The 23,924-nt window shown below is 45.3% G+C and carries 28 protein-coding genes; all 28 read right to left on the bottom strand.

Going from position 1 to position 23,924, the window contains the following annotated elements:
- Nucleotides 1-12: 12 nt before the first annotated feature.
- The 28 genes from AC3WRW_RS03410 to fliJ all read right to left on the bottom strand — a co-directional run bounded on the left by AC3WRW_RS03410 (nt 13) and on the right by fliJ (nt 23,923).
- A complete protein-coding gene (locus AC3WRW_RS03410) occupies nt 13-336 on the bottom strand; it encodes a hypothetical protein (protein WP_492544964.1) in 324 nt (107 codons plus the stop codon).
- An 18-nt stretch (nt 337-354) separates the two neighbouring features.
- Complete coding sequence (locus tag AC3WRW_RS03415; RefSeq protein WP_492544965.1) at nt 355-1,764, bottom strand: flagellar assembly protein A; 1,410 nt, start codon at nt 1,762-1,764, stop codon at nt 355-357.
- A 32-nt stretch (nt 1,765-1,796) separates the two neighbouring features.
- A complete protein-coding gene (locus AC3WRW_RS03420) occupies nt 1,797-2,585 on the bottom strand; it encodes a FliA/WhiG family RNA polymerase sigma factor (protein WP_492544966.1) in 789 nt (262 codons plus the stop codon).
- 19 nt (nt 2,586-2,604) lie between these two features.
- Nucleotides 2,605-3,039 (bottom strand): hypothetical protein, encoded by a 435-nt coding sequence (locus AC3WRW_RS03425; RefSeq protein ID WP_492544967.1) that lies wholly within the window; start codon nt 3,037-3,039, stop codon nt 2,605-2,607.
- On the bottom strand, nt 3,039-3,533 hold the full coding sequence (locus AC3WRW_RS03430) for a chemotaxis protein CheD (protein WP_171685971.1): 495 nt from the start codon (nt 3,531-3,533) through the stop codon (nt 3,039-3,041). Before AC3WRW_RS03430 ends, AC3WRW_RS03425 begins: the two co-directional genes overlap by 1 nt.
- Entirely contained in the window at nt 3,530-4,117 is a 588-nt protein-coding gene (locus AC3WRW_RS03435; RefSeq protein WP_492545025.1) for a chemotaxis protein CheC, read from the bottom strand. Before AC3WRW_RS03435 ends, AC3WRW_RS03430 begins: the two co-directional genes overlap by 4 nt.
- 36 nt (nt 4,118-4,153) lie before the next feature.
- A complete protein-coding gene (locus AC3WRW_RS03440; protein WP_492544968.1) occupies nt 4,154-4,615 on the bottom strand; it encodes a chemotaxis protein CheW in 462 nt (153 codons plus the stop codon).
- Between the two features lie 26 nt (nt 4,616-4,641).
- Nucleotides 4,642-6,714, bottom strand: a complete 2,073-nt coding sequence (locus AC3WRW_RS03445) for a chemotaxis protein CheA (RefSeq protein ID WP_492544969.1) — start codon at nt 6,712-6,714, stop codon at nt 4,642-4,644.
- A gap of 55 nt (nt 6,715-6,769) precedes the next feature.
- Entirely contained in the window at nt 6,770-7,882 is a 1,113-nt protein-coding gene (locus AC3WRW_RS03450) for a protein-glutamate methylesterase/protein-glutamine glutaminase (protein WP_492544970.1), read from the bottom strand.
- A gap of 48 nt (nt 7,883-7,930) precedes the next feature.
- Complete coding sequence (locus AC3WRW_RS03455) at nt 7,931-8,800, bottom strand: MinD/ParA family protein (RefSeq protein ID WP_492544971.1); 870 nt, start codon at nt 8,798-8,800, stop codon at nt 7,931-7,933.
- Complete coding sequence (gene flhF / locus AC3WRW_RS03460) at nt 8,797-10,107, bottom strand: flagellar biosynthesis GTPase FlhF (RefSeq protein WP_492544972.1); 1,311 nt, start codon at nt 10,105-10,107, stop codon at nt 8,797-8,799. Before flhF ends, AC3WRW_RS03455 begins: the two co-directional genes overlap by 4 nt.
- Entirely contained in the window at nt 10,104-12,137 is a 2,034-nt protein-coding gene (gene flhA / locus AC3WRW_RS03465; protein ID WP_492544973.1) for a flagellar biosynthesis protein FlhA, read from the bottom strand. Before flhA ends, flhF begins: the two co-directional genes overlap by 4 nt.
- 21 nt (nt 12,138-12,158) lie before the next feature.
- Nucleotides 12,159-13,253 (bottom strand): flagellar biosynthesis protein FlhB, encoded by a 1,095-nt coding sequence (flhB, locus tag AC3WRW_RS03470; RefSeq protein ID WP_492544974.1) that lies wholly within the window; start codon nt 13,251-13,253, stop codon nt 12,159-12,161.
- A 14-nt stretch (nt 13,254-13,267) separates the two neighbouring features.
- Nucleotides 13,268-14,065 (bottom strand): flagellar biosynthetic protein FliR, encoded by a 798-nt coding sequence (gene fliR / locus AC3WRW_RS03475; RefSeq protein WP_492544975.1) that lies wholly within the window; start codon nt 14,063-14,065, stop codon nt 13,268-13,270.
- A 12-nt stretch (nt 14,066-14,077) separates the two neighbouring features.
- Complete coding sequence (gene fliQ, locus AC3WRW_RS03480) at nt 14,078-14,347, bottom strand: flagellar biosynthesis protein FliQ (protein WP_127451055.1); 270 nt, start codon at nt 14,345-14,347, stop codon at nt 14,078-14,080.
- Nucleotides 14,348-14,373: 26 nt separating this feature from the next.
- Nucleotides 14,374-15,147, bottom strand: a complete 774-nt coding sequence (gene fliP / locus AC3WRW_RS03485) for a flagellar type III secretion system pore protein FliP (RefSeq protein ID WP_492544976.1) — start codon at nt 15,145-15,147, stop codon at nt 14,374-14,376.
- Nucleotides 15,144-15,737 carry a flagellar biosynthetic protein FliO gene (locus AC3WRW_RS03490; protein ID WP_492544977.1) on the bottom strand — a complete coding sequence of 198 codons (594 nt, stop codon included), beginning with the start codon at nt 15,735-15,737 and terminating at the stop codon, nt 15,144-15,146. Before AC3WRW_RS03490 ends, fliP begins: the two co-directional genes overlap by 4 nt.
- Nucleotides 15,738-15,820: 83 nt before the next feature.
- On the bottom strand, nt 15,821-16,183 hold the full coding sequence (locus AC3WRW_RS03495) for a response regulator (protein ID WP_126144987.1): 363 nt from the start codon (nt 16,181-16,183) through the stop codon (nt 15,821-15,823).
- 26 nt (nt 16,184-16,209) lie between these two features.
- Nucleotides 16,210-17,496: a flagellar motor switch phosphatase FliY gene (fliY, locus tag AC3WRW_RS03500; protein WP_492544978.1), complete on the bottom strand. Its 1,287-nt coding sequence runs from the start codon at nt 17,494-17,496 to the stop codon at nt 16,210-16,212.
- Nucleotides 17,486-18,484 carry a flagellar motor switch protein FliM gene (fliM, locus tag AC3WRW_RS03505; protein WP_492544979.1) on the bottom strand — a complete coding sequence of 333 codons (999 nt, stop codon included), beginning with the start codon at nt 18,482-18,484 and terminating at the stop codon, nt 17,486-17,488. Before fliM ends, fliY begins: the two co-directional genes overlap by 11 nt.
- Before the next feature lie 36 nt (nt 18,485-18,520).
- Nucleotides 18,521-19,006 (bottom strand): flagellar basal body-associated FliL family protein, encoded by a 486-nt coding sequence (locus AC3WRW_RS03510; RefSeq protein WP_492544980.1) that lies wholly within the window; start codon nt 19,004-19,006, stop codon nt 18,521-18,523.
- Nucleotides 19,007-19,228 carry a flagellar FlbD family protein gene (locus tag AC3WRW_RS03515; protein WP_171685984.1) on the bottom strand — a complete coding sequence of 74 codons (222 nt, stop codon included), beginning with the start codon at nt 19,226-19,228 and terminating at the stop codon, nt 19,007-19,009.
- Between the two features lie 59 nt (nt 19,229-19,287).
- Entirely contained in the window at nt 19,288-20,109 is an 822-nt protein-coding gene (gene flgG, locus AC3WRW_RS03520) for a flagellar basal body rod protein FlgG (RefSeq protein WP_492544981.1), read from the bottom strand.
- A gap of 91 nt (nt 20,110-20,200) precedes the next feature.
- Nucleotides 20,201-20,590 carry a TIGR02530 family flagellar biosynthesis protein gene (locus tag AC3WRW_RS03525; protein WP_492544982.1) on the bottom strand — a complete coding sequence of 130 codons (390 nt, stop codon included), beginning with the start codon at nt 20,588-20,590 and terminating at the stop codon, nt 20,201-20,203.
- The gene (locus tag AC3WRW_RS03530; RefSeq protein ID WP_492544983.1) at nt 20,587-21,030 is read right to left on the bottom strand and encodes a flagellar hook capping FlgD N-terminal domain-containing protein; all 444 of its coding nucleotides are present in this window, start codon (nt 21,028-21,030) and stop codon (nt 20,587-20,589) included. Before AC3WRW_RS03530 ends, AC3WRW_RS03525 begins: the two co-directional genes overlap by 4 nt.
- Before the next feature lie 34 nt (nt 21,031-21,064).
- The gene (locus tag AC3WRW_RS03535) at nt 21,065-22,492 is read right to left on the bottom strand and encodes a flagellar hook-length control protein FliK (protein WP_492544984.1); all 1,428 of its coding nucleotides are present in this window, start codon (nt 22,490-22,492) and stop codon (nt 21,065-21,067) included.
- Between the two features lie 49 nt (nt 22,493-22,541).
- A complete protein-coding gene (locus AC3WRW_RS03540) occupies nt 22,542-23,456 on the bottom strand; it encodes a MotE family protein (protein ID WP_492544985.1) in 915 nt (304 codons plus the stop codon).
- Between the two features lie 23 nt (nt 23,457-23,479).
- A complete protein-coding gene (gene fliJ, locus AC3WRW_RS03545) occupies nt 23,480-23,923 on the bottom strand; it encodes a flagellar export protein FliJ (protein WP_492544986.1) in 444 nt (147 codons plus the stop codon).
- Between the last annotated feature and the right edge of the window lies 1 nt (nt 23,924).

Genomic DNA, 23,924 nt, shown 5'->3' on the forward strand with positions numbered 1-23,924 from the left:
TGAGATAATGCTTTATAAGGATAGATCAATATGATGCCCTTTGTAGGGGTGATCCGGCAGATGATCAGGTTCAGATGAGTTTGAGTGCGACAGTTTCCCGCCTTTGGACTTCCGCTCAGACATTTGCTGTTTCTGTCCGCCATGATCCTTGATATCCGCACGCGCGCTTTCTTCTAGCTTGCTGCTGCGGTGCCGATCCTTTTCCGTGGATTGAGCGGCTTGATTCTCTAAAATGGTTTCATCCTGACGCGGTTTCTGCATCAGTTGATTCTGCCGAATCCCTGCCTCATCGTTCTTGTGAACAGCGAACTGTAAATCGATGGCCTTCAAACTCATCGCTTACCCTCTCCTTCACTACACAGTGGCGCTCATCGAAATATCGCCGTCGACTAGACGGAATGTCATACGGTTCGTTGGATCTTTGATGAATTTGGTATAACGGCCAATCACGATTTTGGTGCCCCCGTATATGGTGGACAACACTTCGATTTTCGCCTTTTCCGAGTCTTCCAACGATTTTTCAATCTCAAGAATGCGTTCCTTAATCGTGTTCTGCTCTTCGATGCTTTGTTTTCTCGTATGATTCAGCTTAACGCGCATCGCGACCTTATCCGGCGTAAGCTGCCCAGCAGCCGCTAATGAATCCAGCAGCGTGAGCGCTTTATCGGTCTTATCCATATTTTCCATATAAACTCTGAGCTGATTTCGCAAATGAATCATTTCGTTACGCAGTTCTGGCAGAACGCCCACTTCAACTACGGTTGCCGTCGACATCGAATTCCCGATTGTACGTGCGGTTACACGCTCCCCGGCTTGGATGACGCCTCCGACAATGAGACCTTTCGCACCGTTGCAGTCCACTGCTTTACCGGCTCTGATCGTGGAATGCATGATACTTTGTGAAACTCTCAATTCACCGGAGACTTCAACCGTGGCATCCTGAATAAATGAGCTTTTTACATTTTTACCTGCCTTGACATGCGCTTTATTTTGGCCGACGATGCCGGCATTAATCTCGATTGAACCATCCGCTTCAAGTTCTGCGGCCTCGACGCCGCCAGTAACGCGAATATCGCCCGCAGCGCGAATTTTAAAGCCGGGCAAAACGTTTCCACGGACAACGACAGTCCCGATAAAATCGATATTTCCGATATTATAATCTACATTTCCATTCACTTCGTAAACGGGAAATACATTGATCTTATCGCGGTCTGTGCGAACAACCATCCCATCGATTAATGAATAAAGCCCCATTTGTTCAGCGTCAGCAATGACATTTTTGCCTATTTTGAAACGCGCCTCTTTCCCTGCTTTCGTAAAAATCGTCTCACCGGTTACCGCCCGCCCGGGCGTGCCTTCGGTAGCCAAATAGCGCTGACCGATCGGTTGTCCTTTTTTTACATTATGTAGGGAAACTACTTCTTTATAATTGACCCTGCCGTCATCCAGCTCCAGAGGTTTTTTATCATTTTCATCAAAATCAAAAATATAAGTAATATAGCCGTTTACGCCTGGCTCCGCTTTCGTCCCTTCGGCAATAACCAGCTTCTGATTATAAAAAGGCTTCGGATTACTTGCGATTTGAGCAAGCAGCTGGCGATTCAAACCATGCACGATATGATTTTTCTGAGCTAATTCTTCCAATTGAGCAATGGTTACTTTAAAGCTATCATCTATGTTGCTAATTAACAAATAGGCTGCCAGTTTATCATCTGAGATGGAAATATGGATATAATAATCTAAAGGCATGTTCCTCTCAAGCATGGAATCCCACCCTTCAACTTCACCAAATTATATTAATTATCTTGAAATAACTGATTCTTAAGCCGGCTAAGCACGCCTTTCAAACGAAGAATCGCTTTGGAATGCAGCTGCGAAATACGCGAAGGAGATAAGCTCATGACCTCTGCGATCTCACTTAAGGAGAGTTCCTCGAAATAAAACAACGAAACCACCGTGCGTTCTTTCTCTGTCAAGCGCTCAATCGCTTTGGCAAGTGAATCTTTCAGAAAGAATTCATTCACCTGAAACTCCGGGTTTTTAGCCTTTTCATCGACAAGCAGCGAAAGCCGCGTTTCCGAATCTTCCTCCCGAATAGGATCATCAATGGAGCACACCGTCGTAATGGAAATATCCTGAAGCATTTGCTGGAAATCCTGCTCGGATACTTGCAAATAGTCGCTGATCTCAGCATCCGTAACGGAACGCAAATACTGTTGTTCAAGCTTTTGGTACGCATCTTCAACTTTCTTGGCCTTTTCCCTCACGGAACGCGGAACCCAATCTCCTTGTCTTAGCCCGTCGATGATAGAGCCGCGAATGCGCCATGAAGCATAGGTCTCAAATTGCAGACCTCGGGCATAGTCAAATTTCTCAACGGCATCAATAAGACCCATCACGCCATAGCTGGACAGGTCCTCTTTCGAAACACTTTTGGGCAGTCCAATGGCAAGACGACCGGAAACATAATCGACTAAAGGCAAGTAACTCTCAATCAGTGCCTGTTTAGCGGGAATCCAGCCGTGCTCCTTCCACTGCATCCATAAGTCGTAATTCGCTAGTTGCGATTGCTTTTGTTCGATCATGATTTACGTATCACCATCCTTAGTCTTCAGACATTCGCCTTAAGGCACCCGCCAGTTGTTCAGGGTCCAGATTATTCTTGGTGACTAGCTTAGGTGGATTGAGTGGTGAAAATTGCATCTCGGCTGATGGCGCCGCAGAGGTATTGCCTAAGTTTGCTTTCAACAGCTCTCGCGTTTCCGCGTCTTCGTCCGGTGTCGTCATATCTAACGTTTGACCTACGGATGAAGTTGAATCCGAATTCCCAAGTTGTGCTCCACCTGCCGCGTGTTCAGCCCCAATCATTAGACCTAGCACCCATCGAAAGCCAAACGTAAGAACAAATAAAATAAGAAAGCTATATACACCTTTGAGACAGGAAGTTAGAAACAAATTATTGCCAATTGATAAGCCAAAAGTAAATAGACAAGCCAAACCTGCTACAATGACATTAATTCGAATAGTTCCGATCATCATTAGATTTCCTTCACTCCCAATTGCACGCTTCGAATAACCAGAATGCCGGTTTCGCTATTAAATTCTATCGTTCGACCGTAATTAGCTCCTGTATCCTCTGCACGAATCGGAATTTTGTATGTATTCAACATTTCTTTACAAGATTCAACATTTCTCGGACCAATTCTCATCGTATCATTATTTCCTGCAAAAGCAAACATTTGTGCTCCGCCGGCCAGCTTAGCCTCAAGCCTGCTAACGGCGGCTCCCAGTTTCTCCATTCGGGAAATTAGCTCAGGAATCGCCGTATCCGCGTATTTCGCAATGTTTAAGGATCCTTCACGGGCAATTTCCGAAGAAGGGAGCATGACATGCGCCATTCCGGCTACTTTAACCCGGCTATCATAAAGGGTAACACCCACACATGAACCTAAACCCGTCGTTTTCAATACACCTGTAAGGTGAGCAACATTCAGGTCTGCCATGCCAACTTTAATCAAATTTTCCTGCGTCATGAAGACTCGACTCCTAATGCCGAAAATATTTTGCCAAACGATTCCGGATCAGGAATTAGGAAGAAATGTCCTTGTACTTCATTATCCCCTTCCAAAAATTTGGTATCGATGAGCAGCGCTTGATCGCCCATTTGACCAAATTGCAATAAACCATAACTTAAAATAGCGCCTGCCATATCAATTGCCAATGCTGGAACAGTCGGCTGCATGTTCAAGTTTGTGAAATCAGCAAGAGAAGACAAGTACGAGCCGGCAAGGATGTTGCCAATTTCATTTAAAGCGGATAACTCTAACTCCGAGTATTCTTCTTGGTCTTCAATTTTTATCCCAATCAGATCCCTCAGCATATTTTTGGCGGCATCTAAGTTGAGAATAAAAAACATATTTCCAGGAGCGTCACCCTCTACCCGTAAGAAAATAGCCAGAACTACCGTTTCGGCCCCGCCAACACTTTCGCAAATTTCTTCAAAAGGCAGCATTCTTACTTTGGGTACAAGCATGTCAATCGGTTTATCCAATAAGGTAGACAGGGCGGTAGCAGCATGCCCCGCGCCTATATTACCAACCTCTTTGAGCACATCCATTTGAAAATCCGCCAACTGATTAAAAACGTCCACAAGCTAGTCCTCTAATCTTTCTAACTGTTGAATTTCGTTGCGGTCCAGAACCTGCTCTAAATTAAGCAGAACAAGCAACCGTTCCTCGCCGATCCGCGCAATTCCATCCAGGTACTTCGCTTTGATTCCGCCGACAATTTCCGGTGGATTGTCAATGTTGTCCGTATCCAGATCAATAACATCATTCGCTGAGTCTACGATTAAGCCAACTTCAAATTCACCGGCAGATACGATGATGATGCGAGTGGCATCAGTAGTAGCTTTCTCTTCCAGCCCGAAGCGCGAGCGAAGATCGATAATGGGAATGACGACGCCGCGAAGATTGATCACGCCTTTAATAAATGCCGGTGCTTTCGGAACACGCGTCATAGGCTGCATTCTTTCAATCGTTCTGACTTTCTCGACTTCCACGCCGTACTCTTCCGATCCAAGTGCGAAGACGATTACCTTTTTTTCTTCTCCCATTGTAATACCCTCCTTAGAATTATGTATTATTTAATTAACGCGTTAGGGTCAATAATCAATGCCACTTGCCCATCGCCAAGAATCGTCGCGCCTGAGATGGCAAAGAGGCCTGTTAAATATTTGCCTAATGTTTTGAGAACAATTTCTTGCTGGCCGATAAATTCATCCACCATCAAAGCAACTTGCTTGTCCCCTTTGCGGACGACGACAATCTCGGTTTCTTCTTCCAGATCCTCATTGAAATCCGGCACCCCAAACAACGTGCTTAAGGAGACCAAAGGAATAACGGACTTGCGGTAATCGATCATTTTGTTGCCATGGATGCTGCGAATTTGCTGCTTCTGGATCGCGGAAGTTTCCACGATGGAGGATAACGGAATCGCGTATTTCTCACTGCCCAGACGCACTAGCATCGCTGAAATAATCGAGAGCGTAAGCGGCAGCTGAACGGAAAACTTGCTTCCCACGCCAGGCTTCGAGTCAACTTGAACATGTCCGCCTAACATTTGAATTTTCGTTTTCACGACATCGAGACCTACACCGCGCCCGGAGATATCTGAAATTTTCTCTGCCGTACTGAAGCCTGAGGCGAAAAGCAAGTTGTAAACTTCTTTATCCGTCAGCTTTGCAGCTTGTTCGGCCGTGACCAGGCCATTTTTAAGCGCAGTCTTCAATACTTTTTCTCTATAAATACCTCGGCCATCTTCTTCGATTTCAATAAATACATGATTGCCGCTATGGAATGCGCGAAGCTGGATCGTTCCATGCTCGCTTTTGCCTGCCGCCACACGGTCGCTGATCGATTCAATGCCGTGATCCACAGCATTACGAAGCAAATGGACTAGCGGGTCGCCAATTTCATCGATGACGGTGCGGTCTAATTCGGTGTCCGCTCCGGTAATGATCAAATCAACTTTCTTATCCAGCGATTTGGCCAAATCTCTGATCATGCGCGGGAACCGGTTGAAAACGGAATCCACAGGCACCATGCGAAGTTTCAAAACAATATTTTGCAAATCGCTGCTGACTCTGGACATGTGCTCAACAGTTTCCGTTAAATCGTTGCGCTTGACTTCGCTAGCCAGCTGTTCCAAACGCACGCGGTCAATCAGCAATTCGCTGAAAAGATTCATCAGCGCGTCCAATCGCTCAATATCAACGCGAATCGTCCGGCTTGCTACCGGCGCTCCGCCGGCAGCCGGCTTAGGCGCCGCAGCAGGTTCCGCAGCTTTCGGCGCGCTCACCGGAGCAGCGGCAGGAACTGGCGCTTCAACGGCCGCAATCGCAGCTGCGATTTCTTGTCTGGCAGCCTCAACTTCACTGCGAGGACGGGACAGTTCGGCCAATGACTCTGAATCCACCGTAATAATGACAGCCGATTCAATTTCCGAAACATTTAAAATCTCTTTTTCCAGCGTTGCTTGATCCACTTTGGAGATGAAGTAGAGCGAGAACGAGCGGTCGAATTTCTCTTGCTCGATTTCTTGCACGGACGGAGTCGCTTTGACGATCTCGCCCATTCTCTCTAAGGCATCGAAAACCATATAGGCGCGTGCGGCTTTCAGCACACAGTTCTCATTCACGTTAACTTCAATATAAAAAACAAGGAAGCCCGCCTCAATCGATTGTTGAAGGATCGAAAATTGAAATTCATCTACTTCGATGCCTTTCACCGGCTCCTTAACCGCAGTCACCGCAGGCGCTTGAGCCGTTTTGTATTCGCCGGTCACAATCGACCGAAGAGAGGCGACGATCGAGGAAACGTCAGCCTTCCCCGTGCCCCCTTGAATGATGTCTTCAACCATAGATTCCAAAGAATCCAAACTTTTAAAGATACAATCGAAAATAAAGGAGTCCATTTCGATTTTACTGTTCCGAACCATGTCCAGAACGTTTTCCATCTCATGCGTCAGGGATGCGATATCTTCGAACCCCATGGTTGCGGACATCCCCTTCAGCGTATGTGCAGAACGAAAAATATTATGTACGATGCTAATATCTTGAGGGTTGCTTTCCAAACTTAGTAAGTTCTCATTCAAAGCTTGCAAGTGCTCTTTCGACTCATCGATAAACATGGATAAATATTGACTAAGTTCCAAAACCACACACCTCCAATAGAATCTTTCAAGTAACTTGCTTGCAGCATTCGATTAATTAAGGAGTTACACATTGCGCTAAGTGAGCAGCAATATTATGCTGAGGAAGCACATGCATGGCAGCCTGCATCTCAACAGCAGCTCTCGGCATCCCGTAAACAACACAAGTTTCTTCTGACTCGGCAATGGTCGTCTGTATACCGGATTGCCTTAAAGAAAGCATGCCTCTGGCTCCATCGCTTCCCATGCCCGTCATCAAGACAACGTGTCTCTTCAACTCACTCAGACAAAGCAGGGACTCAAACATGACATCCACAGAGGGGCGGTGGCCGGAACGCGGCTCGTCTTTGGTCAATCTAATTTTGTACGTTCTGTTTGCCTCTTTATGTACAATCATATGCCAGCCTCCCGGCGCTACATAAGCAGTTGCCGTCTTGAGCACGTCCCCCTCCGCTGCCTCGACAACTTGGATCTGAGAGACGTCATTCAAACGCTGCGCCAAAGACTTCGTGAAATTGGGCGGCATATGCTGAACAATCAGGATGGGAGCCGGAAATCCTGCAGGGATATTCGAGATTACTTGGTGCAGTGCCCGCGGTCCTCCTGTAGAAGTCCCGATTCCAACAATATGATCGAAAAACAGCGAGCCTTCCGTTGTCGTCTTCGGCACATCCGGCTGTCTGAAGAGGCCGGTTTTATTCATGGCAAGCGGCGCTTGTTTCCCTTTCGTTAACAACGGTGGCTGCCCAATGGGTTGGAATGATCTCAGCTTGGTTCGAACAGCCATTTGCAGTTTCTCATGTAGAAGCTGCTTTACTTTATATAAGTCCAAAGAAATGGAACCTGATGGCTTTCGAATAAAGTCGACAGCACCCCATTCAAGCGCTTTAATCGTTTCAACTGCCCCTTCCTCGGTTAGGGAGCTGAGCATAATGACCGGCGTTGGCTGCTCAGCCATAATGCGCTGCAAGGCATCCAATCCGTTCATTACGGGCATTTCTACATCCATCGTTACGGCATCCGGTCGCAGAAGCTTCACTTGTTCAATGGCTTCTTGACCGTTTTTAGCCGTTCCAATAATGTTATATTGAGGATTTTCTGAAATCAGATCGCTTATTATTCTTCGCATAAAGACGGAGTCGTCTACCACTAGTATGTTATATTGTGCCATGCTGTTTCCCTCCCTTTATGTCCTAATTCGACATAACTCGCGAAAATCCTATTTCAAAAGTCTCATCATTTTATTCAAAAAGCCTTTGACCCCGGAAGAAGGTGTCGAAATGACTCGATAGCCTTTGATATAATCGTCGACGAGTGAATGAAGACTTTTGGCAGCAGGCGAGTTAGGGAAAGCCAACGTAAACGGCACTTGCTTTTTGACAGCTTTGGAAACCGACGAATCGTCTTCCACAAAACCTAAGGTAGGAATCTGAATGCCCAAGAATTGATTCGCAACGAGAGCTATTTTGTCGGCAGTATGCTTGCCTTCTCTCCGATCCGTTACCCGGTTAATGATTAACTTGAAGGAAACATCATGTCCCATGGAATGAACCATTTTGATAATCGCATAGGCATCGGTGATGGAAGTCGGCTCCGGCGTCGTGACGACGAATGTTTCCTCCGCAGCAAGAATGAATTTCAAAGTTTCTTTCGAAAGCCCGGCACCCGTGTCAAAAATGATGAAGTCCACATATCCGTTGAGCTGCATAACCTGCTCGGCAAAATAATCCAGCTCTTCCTCCGTTAATCGCAGCAAATCGTTAAAACCGGATCCGCCGGCGATAAAATCCAGATTGTTCGAGCCCTTCTGAATAATTTCCCAGATGGTCTTTTCCTTTTTCAACAAGTGATACAAATTGTACTTAGATGAAACGCCCATAAGCACATCAATATTGGCCAGCCCGATATCAGCATCAAAGACAAGAACTTTGTAACCTTGGGATTGAAGCGCCAGTGCAAAGTTCAGCGTAACATTCGATTTCCCTACGCCGCCCTTTCCACTAGTCACGGTAATAATCCTGGTAGATTTTGTGCCTTTATCATTCTGAAGTTGAACCAGGTTCCGCAACCCTTCTGCTTGATCCTTCATGTTCTCGGTTCCTCCAATAACAAATCAATGATCTGCCACTCGTTCAATTCCGTAATATCATCCGGTACGTTTTGACCGTTGGTCACATACGAAATTTGAAGCGAAAATTCGTGAACGATATTCACAATCGCACCGTAAGAATCCGTTTCATCCATTTTGGTGAAAATGACTTTATCCAGCTTGAATTTGTTAAAATTGTTCGTTATCGCTCTCATATCTCGATACTTCGTCGTTAAGCTGAGAACTAGAATGGTCTCACTGTTCCCTTGTGTTCTAAGAAGGGAATTAAGCTCTGAGACATACATTTCATTTCGGAAATTGCGACCGGCTGTATCCATGAAAATGACGTCGCAATCTTCTAGGTTTTGAAAAGCTTTGATTAAATCTTGCGGCGAAAAGACGACTTCCAGCGGAACGTTCAAAATGGTGGCATACGTTTTTAATTGTTCAATAGCCGCAATCCGGTAAGTGTCTGAAGTAATGAAACCAACCTTGCGTTGATACTTGAGCACCTGTTCGGCGGCAAGCTTTGCAATGGTTGTCGTTTTACCGACACCGGTCGGACCGACAAAATGAACTACGCGCGTAGCCGGTGAAATTTTCTTACTGGCTTCTGAATGAAACATTTGTCCGAGTTTAGCTCTGACGATTTGAACTGCGTTTTCATCCGTGATCGGTTCATCGGCAAGTTGAAAGTCTGCAACCGTTTCGTCCATAATTTGACGAATCAGCTTTGGATCAACCTCTTGATCGAATAAGCGCTGCTCCAGCTTAAGCAGAGGCTCGGGGAGCGTGAACTCCTCGGATGCCTGCGTTAGCTTTCGCATCATTTCTTTCATCTGTTTGATTTCCTCTATGAGGTGCTCATCCTTTTGATAGCTGGGTCTGCTCGCTGCATTAACGGATGCTGGCGTATACGTCATCTGCGGTTGGGCAAATGTTGGCTGCGCCTCTGCAGCGGATCTTGCGGCGACAGGTTCTTTCGCTGCCGCCACTGCCGCCAGCACGTCCGGAACTTCCGGAAAGTCAGAAAGATGCTGCTCAGACTTAGAAACCTGAACTTGAGAAAGCACCGGCTGCTTCTGAGGCTGCAGCTGCGGAGCCGCCCTCGTCGGTTGCGGAGCTGAATTCGCATTCGCGTTATCAATGGCGGCAATGACTTCAATCTTTTTCTTGCCGAACATGCCAAGAAATCCGCCCGTACGGATTTCTTTCGTATTTAAAATAACCGCATCCTTACCTAAATCCGTACGAATCTTCTGCAACGCATCAGGCATGGAATCGACAACATATCTTTTTACTCTCATAGATTGACTACCCCCATGCTCTGAATTTCAACGCTAGGTTCTAATTCGCTATACGATAATACAGGGATATCCTGCAGCGTTCTTTCAAGAAGTTGTCTCAAATACATCCGAATCGTCGGCGACGTTAAAATAACAGGCTGCTGACCGGATTGAATTAATTTGGAAACTTGCTCGCTCACGCGATGATAAATAATTTGCGACGATGAAGGGTCAAGCGCTAAATAACTTCCTTGATCGGACTGCTGCACGGAATCAGCGATTTTTTTCTCTACAGACGGCCCTACAGTGATCACCTTCAAGGAGTCCCCTAACGATGTGAATTGCTGCGTGATCTGTCTGGATAAAGATTGTCTGACGTATTCCGTCAAGATTTCAGGATCCTTCGTATAGGATCCATAATCAGCAAGCGTCTCAAGGATCGTGACCAGATCGCGTACTGAAATTTTCTCTTTAAGCAGTTTGGCCAACACTTTCTGAACGTCTCCAATGGAGAGAACGGAAGGGATAAGATCATCAACAAGCGCTGGATAGGATTCACGCACATTATCGATGAGCGCCTTCGTTTCTTGACGTCCGAGAAGCTCGTGCGTATGTTTCTTAATAATTTCCGTTAAATGCGTAGCTACGACAGACGGAGGATCAACAACCGTGTAGCCTGACAACTCCGCTCTCTCTTTGGTCACTTCATCTATCCAGATGGCCGGTAAACCAAATGCAGGCTCCGTTGTTTCAATCCCTGCAATAGAGTCGTCATCAATCCCCGGACTCATGGCCAGATAATGATTGAGAAGTAGTTCGCCTCGAGCAACCGTGTTGCCTTTGATTTTGATGATATACTCGTTCGGACGCAGCTGAATATTGTCGCGAATCCGAATAACCGGTACGACGACTCCCAATTCAAGCGCGCATTGACGCCGAATTAGAATAATTCGGTCAAGCAAGTCTCCGCCTTGCTGCGTATCTGCCAGCGGAATCAAACCATAACCAAACTCAAACTCGATCGGATCAACTTGCAAGAGCGAGATCACACTTTCCGGACTGCGAACTTCCTCGATTTGCTGTTCTTCCACCAATTGTTCTTCCTTGATCGCTTGCCGTTCCAAATTCTTTTGCATCTTGTACCCTGCAAAAACGAGTAATCCTGCAATCGGGAACGTCGTAAACCAATGAATTGGCGTAAAAATGCCTAACATAACTAAAGTGCCTGCTACTATGTATAGGAGTTTAGGCTGGGCTGTTAATTGCTTCGTAACATCATGGCCTAAGTTGCCCTCGGACGATGCCCTGGTTACGATAATACCGGCAGCCGTGGAAATAAGCAGCGCTGGAATTTGCGAGACCAACCCGTCCCCAATCGTCAAGATTGAGAAGGTTTGCAAGGCTTTCGAGAAATCCATACCTTTCATCGTCATCCCGATAATAAAGCCGCCAATCAAATTGATGACGAGAATGACGATCCCTGCAATGGCATCCCCTTTTACGAACTTGCTCGCTCCGTCCATGGCGCCATAGAAGTCTGCTTCGCGTTCAATCTTTTGTCTGCGCTCCCGGGCTTGTACTTCATTGATTAAACCGGCGTTTAAATCGGCATCGATACTCATTTGTTTACCCGGCATCGCATCGAGCGTAAATCTTGCTGCGACTTCGGCAACGCGCTCAGAACCTTTGGTAATTACGATGAATTGAACTAAGACAAGGATAAGAAACACGACAAATCCCACGACGATATTGCCTTGAGCGACGAAAGAACCGAACGTTCTGACCACGTCACCTGCTTCTGCATGTGACAAAATGTTTCGCGTAGTAGAAACGTTAAGTGCCAATCGAAACAAAGTCGTAATCAGCAATAAGGATGGGAAAATAGAAAATTGCAGCGCTTCTTGCGTATTCATAGCAACCAAAATAACCATTAAAGCTATTGAGATATTAATGATTAGAAGAAAGTCCAACAAAGGGATTGGAATAGGTACAATCATCATTAAAACGATACCAATTATACCGATAAGAACGAATAAATCCTTGACTTTCACAAGATTGTACCTCCCTTCTTACTAATTCGTCTTGCCCTTCATTTTATATACATACGCCAATACTTCTGCGACAGCCTGGAACAGGTCGGCTGGAATGGACTCTCCGATTTCCACCTGTGCAAAGATCGCTCGAGCAAGTGGTTTATTTTCCATCGTCATGACACCGTTTTGCTTGGCAACTTCTTTGATTTTCAAAGCAACGTAGTCCGCGCCTTTCGCAATGACGGTTGGAGCTTGCATATTCGCGGAATCATATTTCAGAGCGACAGCGAAGTGGGTTGGATTCGTAATAATGACATCCGCTTTGGGAACTTCCTGCATCATCCGCTGCATCGCCATCTGACGCTGCTTGGCCCGGATCTTCCCTTTGATAAGTGGATCCCCTTCGCTCTTCTTATATTCGTCTTTAATGTCCTGCTTTGACATTTTAAGACTCTTCTCGTATTCATACTTTTGATAAATATAGTCAAAAATGGCAAGAACGATTAGAACTGCGCCTATTTTAATGCCCAACTTTAGCGTAACCGTAGCGATAAAAGAGAACGCGCTTTCCAATGGCGTATGACCCAAGCCGAGCAGCTTCGCTTTTTCCCCCATCAAAGTCGTATATACGACATAGCCGATAATGGTCATTTTCAAGGTAGACTTCAAAAAATCCATGACCGAGCGGAGAGAAAAAATTCGCTTAAATCCCTCTAAGGGGTTTATCTTGTTGAATTTCATCATCAAGGGTTCGCCGATAAACATAAATCCGATCTGTGCATAGTTCCCGATAAAAGCGATGAGAACAACAAGAAGAAAAATAGGCCCTAAAATAAACAACCCTTGTTTAAGCAGGTCTACGAAAAGAACCTGAACGTTGCCTGCGGTAACATCCATGGTCAGCTGATTCTCATACACATTTCTGAAAATGTTGATCATCTTTTCTTTCATGAAGCCGCCAAACATGATGAACGATAAGAACGTAAAGAGTAGAATGAGCGCCGCGGGCAAGTCCATGCTTTTGGCAACTTGCCCTTTCTTGCGTGCATCCTGCCTTTTCTTGGCCGTTGCAGGCTCCGTCTTCTCCCCAGCAAACCATTGCAAATCAAGTTGTAAACGCAGTTGTTGGGACACGGCTTTCCTCCTGCTTAAGGAGACGGTTGCTGTGTTCCGCTAATTAGCCCAAGCAACTTCTCCATGTTATCGAAAATGGTTGAGAATAAATATTGAAATTGCGAGATTAATTCCGGGAACAGAACAACGAGCAAGAAAAAACCGAGAATCATTTTGAGCGGCGCGCCAATGACGAAAATGTTAAATTGCGGAGCCACCCTCGTTAAGAGCCCCAGCCCTAAATCTGTCAAAAAAAGAGCTGCTACGATTGGAGCAGCGAGTTGAAAAGAAAGATAAAACATTTTGGTCAATGAGTGGAACAAAAAGTCTGAAATTTGACCGTTGTAAATGCGGGTAAACAACTGGTTGTCCAGCGGCACCCATTTGTAGCTATCCATAATGGCTCTAAGAAGATAGTGATGACCGTCGAAAGAAAGAAATAACAAAACGGCAATCATATACTTAAGGTTACCTAGCATCGGCGTTGAAGCCCCAGTCAAGGGGTCAATAACGCTTGCCATACTGAACCCGATCTGCATATCCATAAAAGAGCCGGCTGTTTGAACAACGGTAAAAAAGATATAGGCGAGAAAACCAAGTAAAATGCCGATGAGCATTTCACGAATAATCAAAAGAACATATTCACCATCCATGGGAATGGGCTTATCCAGCCCCATGCTCGCAAAAATCAGGAATGAGATGAATACGGATAGACCGATTTTGAACATCATGGGAACATTTTTTGAAGATAAAATCGGTACTACGACAAAGAATGATGTAATTCGACAAAAGATAAGCAAAAAAATAGGAATAGCCTGAAAAACCATTGTCATCGCGCTCACAACCTATCCAACGAATTTGTAAAGGTTGTTGAGTAAATTAAACGTAAAGTCAACCAACGTATTCATGATCCAAGGTCCGAAAATAAGGATGGAAAGCAGTACGGCCACAATTTTCGGAACAAAAGCCAACGTTTGCTCCTGGATCTGGGTTGTTGCTTGAAAAATACTAATGATCAGACCTACAACAAGTCCAATTACCAGCATAGGGGCGCTCGCTTTAAGCACCGTATAAACAGCCTCACCGGCAATTCGAATGACAAATTCCGAACCCATTCAGGAAACCTCCGATATCTTGATCGTCAACCATAGCTTAGGAGTAATGATCTCACCACAAGATACCAGCCATCTACCAGAATAAAAAGTAGAATCTTAAACGGTAATGAAATCATAACAGGCGGCAGCATCATCATTCCCATTGCCATCAACGTACTCGAAACGACCATGTCAATGACCAGGAACGGAATGAATATCATAAAACCCATTTGGAAAGCAGATTTCAATTCACTTATCGCATAAGCTGGAACTAAGGAAGTAATCGGAATATCTTCTACGCCTGTTGGTGCCTTTGCTTTGGAGTAATCTAGAAATAGCTTTAAATCCTTCTGACGCGTATGTTTAAACATAAACTGCTTCATTGGCAGTGCGGCTTTCTCAAAAGCCTGGGTCTGATTAATTTCCCCCTTTAAGTAGGGCTGAAGCGCCGCTTGATTCACTTCCCCTAAAGTAGGAGACATAATAAAAAAGGTTAAGAACAGAGCGAGTCCGATTAGAACCTGATTTGGCGGCATCTGCTGGGTCCCCAGCGATGTACGGACGAAACCAAGTACGATGACAATACGCGTAAAACTAGTCATTAGAATCAGGAACGATGGAGCAAGGCTCAAAACCGTTAGCAGAAGCAAAAGGGTTACGGTATTGGAAGATCCTCCGGCAGTCCCTCCGGTCCCAATATTAACATTCAATCCTGGAATCGGATTGTTAGGATCGACCTCGGCCGCTGATGCTGTTAAAGAAAGCAGGAACACAGAAACCAGCACAATCAGAAGTGTAAGAACTAATTTATTTCGTTTCATTCATCATTCAACCGATCTTTTTGTTTTTGATCAGAAAGCCACTCTTCCACATTTCGGTTACGGTTTGTTACACGCTGCAGCTTATCATGAAATACTTGCTGAAACGTTGAAGTAATCTCTACGTCTTCTTCGATGTCTTTCTTTTTCATCGGCAGCTTACTAATCCACTTGCTAACAGTTCCGAACCCCATTCGATCATCCTGAGAAGCTAGCATCAACTCAGAGATGTAAGCTACTTCATCGGCGTCATCGATTTTATCCAACAGTTGGATGTTATCTCCGACACCAACGACGAAGAGCGAATGGCCAATTTCAACGATTTGGATCGATTTATTTTGGCCTAAGGGAACGCCGCCTAAAGAACGAATCGAGTTCCCGAACATTGTTCCCTTATTTTTCTTAGCCACGTATCTAATAAGTACATAGAAAAGGAGAATAATTAAAATCAAGAAAAATATGACTTTAAAAATCATGCCAAGCGTTCCCGTTGGATCGGCAGTCGGGTAATCCGATGCTGGAAGACCTTGTCCAGGTTCTGTTTCAGCAAAGCTCACGGACTTTGTATACAACAAAGCCGTTAAACTTAGCATACCTGTTAGCAGTCGTTTCGAGTGGAGTCTTCTCATAGTCACTTCCCTTTCGGCTTATGCAAGACTCGACCGAAGAAGACGGCTTAACCCAGAGTCTTTTTAATTGCTTCAATGACGCGGTCTGCTTGGAAAGGCTTAACGATAAAGTCCTTTGCGCCGGCTTGGATCGCATCAATAACCATCGCTTGCTGACCCATCGCGGAACACATGATCACTTTTGCGTTAGGTTCGATTTTTTTAATTTCTTTTAGTGCTTGAATTCCGTCCATCTCCGGCATTGTAATATCCATTGTAATCAGGTCCGGTTTCAACTCTTTGTATTTCTCGATCGCTTGTGCGCCGTCATTCGCTTCTCCACAAACCTCGTAACCGTTTTTCGTTAAAATATCTCGAATCATCATTCTCATAAATGCAGCATCATCAACAATCAAAATACGGTTAGCCATGAATAAAGTCCCCCTAAAAAATTAAATTATTGTAACTTTTGAATTCGTTCCCATTGGTTGACAATGTCGGTTACTCGAACTCCAAAGTTTTCATCGATGACAACGACTTCACCCTTGGCAATCAGCTTATTATTCACTAAGATGTCTACCGGCTCACCTGCCAGCTTATCCAATTCGATAATCGATCCCTGGGACAATTCCAAGATATCTTTAATCACCTTGTGCGTTCTGCCTAATTCTACAGTTACCTTAAGAGGTATATCCAGTAGTAAATTTAGGTTCGTATCCTCCGCATGGCCTAATCCGCCTGTTTGCAAATTCCCAAACTGAACGGGCTGCACATTCACATTGCGGTTAGGCATCCCGCCGTACGCAGCAGGTTGCTGCCCATACATCGGTTGTTGCGGCGGATACATCGGCTGTCCCATCGGTGGCTGCATTGGCGGCTGCATAGGCTGCTGGTACATCGGCTGTTCATACACAGGCTGCTGTTGTTGTTGTTGATACATAGGTTGCTCATACATAGGTTGAGCAGCAGCAGGGGGCGGTGTATGTACTTCCTGTTTAGGAACAGATGAAGCCGCCGGTGCTTGCGCAGCAGGTGCAACTTCCATCGAAGAATCGGAATCTCCACCCATGAGGATCGACACCATTTCTTTGGCGAAAGGAACAGGCAATAACTGCATGATATTAGAATCAATAAGGTCGCCAATAATGAGTCGGAACGATATCTTTATAAATACGTCCTCGTCGGGTAGTTTTCCTTCTCCTTTCGACAAATTTAATATGTCGATTCCTGGAGGAGAGATATTGACAAATCGATTAAATATGGTAGACATCGACGTCGCCGAAGATCCCATCATTTGATTCATCGCTTCTTGCACGGCGCTAATATGAATTTCGCTCAGCGTTTCATCGCCGCCTGTACCGTCTCCACCCATCATTAAGTCAGCAATGACTTGGGCATCGCGCGTTTTGATCACCAGCAAGTTAATGCCGTCGAAGCCATCCACATAGTTGACATGCACAGCTACGTGCGGTTTTGGAAACTGCTCTTGCAGCTCTTCTTTACTGATAATGGAAACCATCGGCGTCGTGATATCGACTTTTTTACCAAGCAAAGTAGAAAGTGCAGTAGCTGCACTGCCAAATGTAATATTACCAATTTCACCAAGTGCGTCTTGTTCTAATGAAGATAAATAATCTTCAACTTGAGGAGGCCCTTGAAAAGAAGAGGCTGAACTATCTTCCGAAGATTGTCTCAACAAAGCATCGATCTCTTCCTGGGACAAATAATCTCTGTTATTCGTCATAATCTTCTTCTCCTTCATTTACGATATCTGTAATCTGTACAGCCATCTTTCCTTTTAAGGTACCAGGGCTTCCGAGATATTTCAGCTTCTCGCCCACTTTGACTTGAAGCGAATCTTCGACGGATTTTTGCAGCGGGATAACATCGCCGACCGTTAAGCCAAGAAAATCTCGAATTGAAATTTCCGACGAACCCAATTCTGCAATGAGAGGTAGCTTGGTTTTTTCCAAGCGGGATTGAAGTGCTTCCACTTCTTCAGGTGCTCTCGTCTTTTTCTGCGAAACAAACCAATGATGCACAGAAAGTCGAGGCATAATCGGTTCAATGACGACATGGGGAATACATAGATTAATCATCCCTGTCGTATCGCCAATTTTGGTACTCAGTGAGATCAGTGCGATTGTTTCATTGGGAGAAACAATTTGCATGAACTGTGGATTTGTTTCCAGTGCCTCTAATCTAGGCTGAATATCGATAACTGTTTTCCAAGCCTCTTGAAGGCTGTCGAACGCCCGGCTAAATATGCGTTCCATCACAATCGTTTCAATCTCCGTTAAAGCATTTATCTTCGTAGGTGTTGTCCCAGCCCCGCCCAACAATCGGTCTAACATCGCAAATGCAACATTGGGATGAACCTCAAGCACCATTCGACCCTCTAAAGGCTCCGCTTCAAAGATGTTCAAAATGGTCATTTTCGGGATCGAACGAATAAATTCATCGTAAGGCAGTTGTTCAACCTGAACTACATTAATTTGTACGAATGTGCGAAGCTGAGCTGAAAAATAAGTGGTTAAAAAGCGTGCAAAGTTTTCGTGAATCCTAGTTAAACTACGAATATGGTCTTTCGAGAAACGAACCGCTCTCTTGAAATCATAAGCTCTTACTTTCTTCGTTGTCTCTTCTTTTTTAAGTTCATCCGCATCCATTTCGCCAGAGGACAATGCCGCTAACAAGGCATCGATCTCATTTTGCGACAAAACATCAACCATTAGAGTCACCTCCTTTTAGCAAAATCAATAGCGAATTTATTGAAGCACTTTATCAGTTATCCAAATTTGTTTAATCTTGCCATCGTGAAGCAGCGGGTTTAATTTATTCATTAGCGTTGAAATTAAAGTATCCGACCCTTTGCTTCCTTCAATTTGTTCCTTTGTGAGATCGCCAAGTGTTTGTACGATTGTGCCCTTCACGGCCGAGTCCAACAAGCTGTCGAATTCGGTCTTGCCCTTGGAGTTCTCTAATTCAAAAGCGAAACTGATTTTAATAAAGTTCTGACTGCCTGATAAATTGGTCAAAACATCTTTGATGATTGCCGTGTTGGCTTTAACCGTTTCGGCGGAAGGCGGCTTCGTCGGTTTCACACTTGCCACAGCATCTTGCGCCTTCACCGCGGGATCGCTGGATTGATTGTTCTTCTCCATGAAATTCCATAAGACAAAAGCCGCAGTCAAAATCAACGTAATTGCAATTAAAATCGAAACAATCAGAATGAAAATTTTGTTCTTAAACAATTACGAACCCTCCGCATCCTTTGACATAATTGTCGCTCGCACCGAGCCAATTTCCTGCATGTAGGTCCGCACTAAGCTTACCACAACCTCTGCTTTTTCAAGAACTGTGATTTTTTTGCCTGTAGTCAATGTAATCATGGTGTCTGGCGTCTCTTCAATCAATTCAATCAAGATCGCATTAAGGACAATGGCTTTACCATTTAAACGAGTGAGAGAAATCATCTTTCTCCTCCTGCATCAGGATAAGGGGAGGCAGGCTCCCCTCTATCATTTATTCAACATTAACGTTTAAGATTTACAACCTCTTGAAGCACTTCGTCTGAAGTTGTGATAATACGGGAATTGGCTTGGAACCCGCGCTGCGCAATAATCATCTCTGTAAATTCACCAGTCAAATCTACGTTGGACATCTCCAGCTGACCGGAGATCAAAGTCCCTGTTCCCGTTGTCGTATCCCCTGGGGCTACTATGGCCAAAGCGCCCTCTGGGTTGGCATTTGCCGTCATCCGGTACAAATTGCCGCCAATTTTCTCAAGTCCCGAAGGGTTAACGACTTTAACGACACCGATTTTTTGCCCGGTTGCCACTGTCGCTCCTGTCGAATCAATCCCCATGATATCACCGTTTTGGGAGATGGAGAAAGAAACGATATCTTCCGGAATGACGATCGGCCCTGCCCCTTCAGCTCCCATAACATGAAGCCCTTCGGCATTAACAAGATTTCTTGAAGCGTCTAACGTAAAGTTACCCGATCTTGTCAAATAAGGCGCATCCGTTTGTTCGGTAGTTCCCACAGCGAAAAATCCATCTCCGTTAATGCGCAAGTCCGTAACTACATTCGTAGTCATCGCACTTCCTGCAGTATGTACGGTGTCGATCGCAGCCAAACTCACACCCAAACCAACTTGCTGGGCATTCACCCCGCCACGGTTCTCATCGGCTGCGCTTACGCCGGAAACCGTTTGGCTGAGAATGTCTTTGAACATAACACGGCTGCCTTTAAATCCGATCGTGTTTACATTTGCGATATTATTGCCGATAACATCTAATTTCGTTTGGAAACCACGCATACCTGAAACACCAGAGTATAAAGATCTTAACATCTTACTAGCCTCCTAATCGGATTAAAATACATCATTCATGAGCTGCTTCCATCGTTCCACAGCTCCAGGCTTCCTACGCGGTCGAGCCTGATTAAGAAGAAATAATCATTGCACTGTCTATCTGAGTGAAAACATGTTCATTCATCGCGTTTCCGTCAAGCGCCGTCACAACAGTCCGGTTAGGAACATTGACAATCAATGCATTCCCGCCAATAACCATCAGCGCATCTTTAGCTCCCTTTGCCGCAACCTTATCGATGGCCTGGCTAAGCTTATCCAGCTGCTCCGGTTTTAGCTGAATACCTCTCTCCTTCAGCCTGACCTCTGCATGATGACTGAAACGAACAAACTGCTCCTGAAGAAGTTTTTGAAAGGTCGGGTTGCCGGATACAGATGCCGGCTGCTGTACAGGCGTTCGTCTCGCAGACGCAGGAGAAACCGCATTAGGATACAACTGTCCTATGGATATTCTCTCTGTCATTGGCCTTCTCCAACATTCTCAATTTTCTTGAGTTTGTCCAGAGAGATTTCCGCTCCCTTCACATTGGCATATTGATTACCTTCTTTGAACGAGATGGAATCAACAACGCCAGACTTTTCAACCGTTGCTCCTGTAGAGTCCGCTTCATCCCAAGTGATCGATTTCCCGATCAAGCCTGAAACAAATCCAAGCGATTGCCGCATCAGCTTCATTTCACCGGCCATATTCGTCAACTGCTCTACGGAAGTGAATTGCGCCATCTGGGCGATAAATTCTTTATCTTGCAAAGGCTGTGTCGGATCTTGATTCTGAAGCTGGGTAATCAATATTTTCAGGAAATCATCTTTCCCTAATGTATTGTTGTCTTTTTCTTTTGTTTTTGTATTTTTCCCGGTATTTATTAAATCAGAAACGTTGCCTACAATCGGATTTGCTGCCATACTTTCACCTCCAACCGCTTCGCATAAACTGTACTTAAGCTGTTACATCAATGGAACTGTTGCCATGGACGGCAGGTCTTGCTTGTACAGCAGAATCAACTTGCTGTTCGAAATCAAGCGCGTCCACATCGTAGCCGCCAGACTCGTTCTTGTTTTGACGTTGCGATTGACCAAATGCTTGCTGTTGGCGTTGTTCCTGGAACAGACTGGATTGCATGTCTTGATTCTGAGTAACCTCCAGCTTCTCAACTTGCAAACCTTGCGTTTGAAGAGCTTGTCGCAGCTGCGGCAGTTGAGTTTCTAACATTTGCTTTGCCGCTAAGGAATCGGCTGCAAACAGGGCAACCAATTGGCCGTCATGCATCGATATTTTCACATCAACATGCCCTAAATTTTTGGGAAACAGGGACAGCTTGGCTTCGGAGAAACCGTCGGCCAAGGTAATTTTCATGTTCTTCAGCACATGCTCTGTCATCTCTTCAGCAAAATTAGAAGCATTCATCGTCGGAATGGCCGTTTTATCAACGGCTGTCGGAGCTTGCTGCGCTCTCTGCAGATCAGCAATCGTCACAACCGTATTCGCAGAGGATTCAGTTTCAGTCGGCAAATCGACTAAATTTGGCAATGCATCCGTCGATGCAGAAATGGAATCAACCTTCGGCGTAAGAAGAACATTCCTCATTGCAAGAAGCTCAAGCTTTGACTTGGCAGGTTGTACAACGGTCACTGCGTTCATGTCAAAGTTCTGTTCAGTCGCTTTTTTGCTGCCTGCTTTATGATGACTCATCAACTTGTCGGCAGTCACGGCTTCCTTTTTATTTCCTTTCAGCAGCCCCTCAGCGGCTTCTAGCGCACCAACAACCGTTGATCCTTCTTGAGCTAGATTCTTCAAGTTCGTCATCAATTCAGGCAATAATGGCTCGATGACATTCTGTAAATCTTGATTCAAGAATTTCACGATCGGATTGTCAGGCTGCTGTTTGGACAAAGAAACAAGCGAAAGCAGCGTATTCTGTGCTTGCAAGTTCGTAACCTCGGTTGCTTGAAGCTTTAAAGCGCCCGGAAAGGAAGCAGCAGGATTCGATTGAGCTCCGCCAAGCGTTTGCAGCAATTGCTCTGCGTCTTCAAACCACTTCTGAACCTTAGGATCTTGCAATAGCTGTTGAGCTAGTGCCGGATTGCTGTTCATCGCGTCTAAAACAACTTCAGCGAGCGGCTGTTCCTCCGGTTGCACATCCTGTGCCGCAGTTGCCTGCACCGGCGCCACCAGACTCTGAAGCATTTGGAGCAGCATGCTTAACGAAAGGGCCGGATCCGATGCGCTCGTACCGTCTTTCGACGAAGTAGTCGGAGACATCTGTCCATCCAAAACTTGGGTAAAGCCGTCTTTGGACGTTCCCCCTGTCGCAGCCGCTTTATTGTTCGAAGATGCAGCGGAAACTGCCGCAGGTGCTGTTTGCATTTGTACATCCACCTTTATATTTCACCTCCCTTCGTGACAACCATCCCCGTTACTGAACAAGTTTAGCTGAGATCGAAGCAGCGATTTCCTTATTCGCGTCCGATAATGCCGACATCACTTTGGAACGGGAAGCATTATCCATGCCGCTTAGAATAGCCAGCACTTTGTCAGGATTCGATTTGTTCATCTCGATCAGCACATTGGAAGCACTCTTAGGAGTCATATTGGCAAAAGTTTGACCTAAATCGGATTTGCTGACAGCGGTCGTTGCTTTCGCTGCGCTTCCCCCATTCGTTGCTAATCTTTCTTGCAAAGCAGCGATTTCCTTATCACGGACAGGAACAACATCTTTGAGTCCCATGGAAGCTTCCGCCGCTTTCGCAGCGTTCATTTTTTCAAGAATAGCTCCCCGGTTATCCGGCTTCATCATGGAGAAGACAAGCACCATTTCTTTCGGTGTAAGTGCTTCAATGATTGGAGCGGCTTTGCTCGGGGTCATTTTGGCATACATATTGGCCAGCTGAGTAATCTGATTCGTATACTCTTCTTCGGTTTGCGTCTTGTCTTTCAGCTTGTCTTCAAGTTCCGTGATTTTCGCCCCTGCATCTTTGAGCGATTGGTCCTTTTGTTCAGCAGACGATTCTGCTTTCTGCAAGGCCGCTTGAAGGTCCGCCACTTTGGCGTTAAGCTTCGTAATCTCATCATCTTTGGTCTTGATGTTTTGTTCAGGAGTCGTCTGCGTACCTGAGCTGCTTACAACGCTTTTTTCCTTAGGCGCAGGAACGATTGCCCCAATTACCGGTGTGTTATGCAATGCTTTCTGAATGCTGCTCTTGATGTCATAATCAAAGATCGACAACAACACGAAGAGCAGGACAGCCGTAAACACAAAGGGGATGACAAACCATATCAGAAACCGTTCCAGCGCACTATAAGATGCACCTTCCATGCTTGTATCGGCCATCTCCTAGTTCCTCCTTTACCTTCTCAATACGAGAGTCGTTTGAAACGGTTTGTTGCCATCTCATCCAGAGCGTCTTGCTCTTTTTTTGCAACAAAGGATTGAAATTGGCTGTATGCCTTTTCTCTGGCTTTCGTCCAAACCTTTTCATCGATCATTTTTTCGGAAAGATGCTCCTGCTTTTTGAGCACGACATGTTTCGCTTGCTGCACATCCTGATGCTTGCGCGCAATCTGCCGCTCAACATGATTCATATAAGTCTGCAGCATTAACATCTTGGCAATGGAGACCGAATCTTTGGAGGCCGTCACCATTTCTTGGTGAAGACTCTCTTTTTGCTCAAACAAGCCGCGTAAACTCGTTTCTTCATTCCTTAATTGACCCATTGCCTCAGACAAAATCCATTCTGCCTGTGTGCGTTCATTGTTTTTCAAATCGACAATTTGCTGGAAAGAATAACGAAAATGCATT

It is taken from the genome of Paenibacillus sp. FW126-R14, assembly GCF_058789495.1.